The organism is Burkholderia sp. RF7-non_BP4 (assembly GCF_001521935.1).
Lineage (GTDB): Bacteria > Pseudomonadota > Gammaproteobacteria > Burkholderiales > Burkholderiaceae > Burkholderia > Burkholderia diffusa.
The window spans coordinates 1-2541 of record NZ_LOTA01000049.1; the positions used below are offsets into that span (position 1 = coordinate 1).

The following is a 2541-nucleotide window of genomic DNA, read 5'->3' on the forward strand; positions in this document are numbered from 1 at the left end:
CCGTATGCGGTCTTTTAACGACGCCCATCAGAGGTTGGGAGTGGCAGGCATGCTCCATGGCATGAGGGCGGCATAGTCGTCGGCGGTTGCGGCGAGCGGCAACCTGGTGAACAGCCAGACCAGATAGCGATACGGCTCGACGCCGTTCGCCTTGCACGTCTCGACGAGGGAGTACAGGTTGGCGCTGGCCTGCGCGCCAGCGACAGTATCGGAGAACAGCCAGCCCTTGCGGCCGACGACGAACGGCCGGATCGCGTTCTCGCACAGGTTGTTCGAGATCGGCCAGTTGCCGTTACCGACGTATCGGACCAGCTTGGGCCACTGTCCGCTCATGTACTGCAATGCCTTGCCGAGCAGACTCGACGGCACGACGCCCGGCAGATGCTCGACCAGCATGCGCTCGATGATGGCGAGCACGCGGGCGCTGTACCGAGCGCGCAGTCGTTGCCGACGTTCAGACTTCCACTTCGCGCTGCGCACCTCGGCCGCGAACAGCTTGCCGATCAGCACGACGAAGCGCGTGGCCAGCAGATCCGGCGAGCGTGCCGCCTTCGGCACCGACTCCTCGGCCTTGATGAAGCCGCGGCGCACGTGTGCCCAGCATCCGAGATGCACGAGCTGGTGATCGTGGGCGATTCCGTTGTAGAGTTCGTACCCGTCAGTCATCAGCACGGTGCCAGGCTGCACGCCAGCATAGAGCTTCTGCGCATGCTGGGCGCCGCGCCCCGGCGAGTACGAGAACATCCGTACTGGTGGCCCCGAGCCGTTGACCTGCGCCCACAGGTAACTCTTCGCCTGCGGCCTGCGTCCTGGCTCCTTCAGCACTTGGAACGTTGTCTCGTCGCCGTAGATCAAGTCCGATTCGAGCAGCGCGTCGCGCATCAGGTTGATCACCGGCTGCGTGGCCAGTCCCACCCGCACCACGCTGGCGGCCAGCGTGTTGGACGAGATGTCGCCGCCGAAGCGACGCAGCAGCGTGGCTTGGCGATACAGTGGCATACCGTACTGGTACTTGCCAGTGATGATCCACGCCAGCGCGGATTCCGTGAGCAACCCGCGTGGGATGATACGCGCTGGCGCCGGCGTGACCTTGATGCCGAGATCACAGCACGGGCACGCGTACTTGACGCGCTGGTGCTGAACGACGCGGACCTGCTCGGGAATCACGTCAAGCTGTTCGCTCGTCTCGACGCCGATCTCGACGAGAGCATGGCCATCATGCGCGCAGAATCGTTCAGACTCGGGTAGTTCGTGCCGCACGACCTCGCGCGGCAAGTTCGGATCGAGTGGTTTGCGTCCGCGCTTGCCTCGCGTGTGGGCGGCGACAGACGTGCCGGGCGCGTCCTCGCGCGCGGGCGCATCGGTAGTGGTGGCCAATGCTTCAGCTTCGTTGAACAGGCCGAGTTGGTCGGCATGGCGCGCCTCGCTAGAGGCACCGAACAGTTCGTGCTTGTAGGCCCGCAGCTTCTCTTCGGCCAGATCGCGCTGGGCCGTCACGAGTCGAAGCTCACCGCGCAGCGCATCGAGTTCGGCGCTCGCGGCAATCAGCGCTTTGTACTCCTCCGCGCTCAACATGACGGGGCTATTCGGCATGGCCGATTAGACCATGCCATCTGCGTAGTGTTCAGCTCATCCGCGCGTAATATCGCTGGGGATGCTTCTGGATCACGGCCAGGTCGATGCCGTCGAGCAGCCAGTGCAACTGCTCGGTGCTGAGCGTGATCGTGTCGCCACCGTTCGGCCAGACGAAGCGGTCGGCTTCGAGTCGCTTGAGCAGCAACCAGAAACCGTTGCCGCCCCAGCCGAGGATCTTGACTCGATCACGACGGCGGTTGCCGAAGACGAACAGCGCCGAGGTCATTGAGTTCAGGCGCATCGCCTGCTCGACCAGGATCGACAGCCCGTTGATGCCCATGCGGAAGTCGACGGGATCGCGATGCAGGTAGACCTTCAGCCCTTCGTCGAACCGGAACACGGCAGCCTCCCGAGCATCTGGATCACCGTGGCCAGCTCATCGACACTCGCCTCGCCGAGATCGAATTCGACACCATTGGACAAGCGCACATGTAACGAGAGCGCCATCAACGACGGGGCTGGTGGCAATACTGGGGAAGCGGCAGGCACAGTCGACGCAGTCGTGACGACAGGAACGAATGCTCGCGCTTCACTCATCGGAACCCGATGTGCAGTGCCCGGAATGTCGATCGATACGCCGTCGATCACCAGCGGGTCCGGCCTCGTCGGGGTTTGCAGCGTATGCTGCTGATGGCGCGAGATCCAGCGACGCAACTGGTTCGGATTAACGTCATGGTCCATGGCCGCCCGGGCGATCGATACCCCCGGCCTCAGGCAAAACTCGACCAGCTCCCGCACGGCATCTTCATCAAATTCCCGCCGGCCATCCCGTCTGCGGCCAACCACCAGTCTGCTTCGAAGGTCCTGTTTCTCTGTCATCACGGTCTGAGTGCATGTGTCCACGCGGACACTTAGCATCTGACCTTCTGCCTACCATTGGTAGGGCGTCGTTTATTGACGGCTTAC

Annotated in this window: 3 protein-coding genes; all 3 read right to left on the bottom strand. The window is 63.3% G+C overall.

Annotated elements, in window-relative coordinates:
- Positions 1 to 27: 27 nt before the first annotated feature.
- From tnpC to WS49_RS18260, 3 genes are read right to left on the bottom strand one after another with little or no spacing between them, the layout of a single operon-like run.
- The gene (gene tnpC / locus WS49_RS18250) at positions 28 to 1593 is read right to left on the bottom strand and encodes an IS66 family transposase (RefSeq protein ID WP_059531431.1); all 1566 of its coding nucleotides are present in this window, start codon (positions 1591 to 1593) and stop codon (positions 28 to 30) included.
- Positions 1594 to 1624: 31 nt separating this feature from the next.
- Positions 1625 to 1975, bottom strand: a complete 351-nt coding sequence (gene tnpB, locus WS49_RS18255; protein WP_059531434.1) for an IS66 family insertion sequence element accessory protein TnpB — start codon at positions 1973 to 1975, stop codon at positions 1625 to 1627.
- Positions 1951 to 2493 (bottom strand): transposase, encoded by a 543-nt coding sequence (locus WS49_RS18260; RefSeq protein ID WP_059531437.1) that lies wholly within the window; start codon positions 2491 to 2493, stop codon positions 1951 to 1953. The genes tnpB and WS49_RS18260 overlap by 25 nt, the downstream gene beginning before the upstream one ends.
- Positions 2494 to 2541: the final 48 nt, after the last annotated feature.

Bases quoted from the DNA above. Each gene is read 5' to 3' on its own strand.
- tnpC (WP_059531431.1), bottom strand. From the start codon at position 1,593: ATGCCGAATAGCCCCGTCATGTTGAGCGCGGAGGAGTACAAAGCGCTG.
- WS49_RS18260 (WP_059531437.1), bottom strand. From the start codon at position 2,493: ATGCTAAGTGTCCGCGTGGACACATGCACTCAGACCGTGATGACAGAG.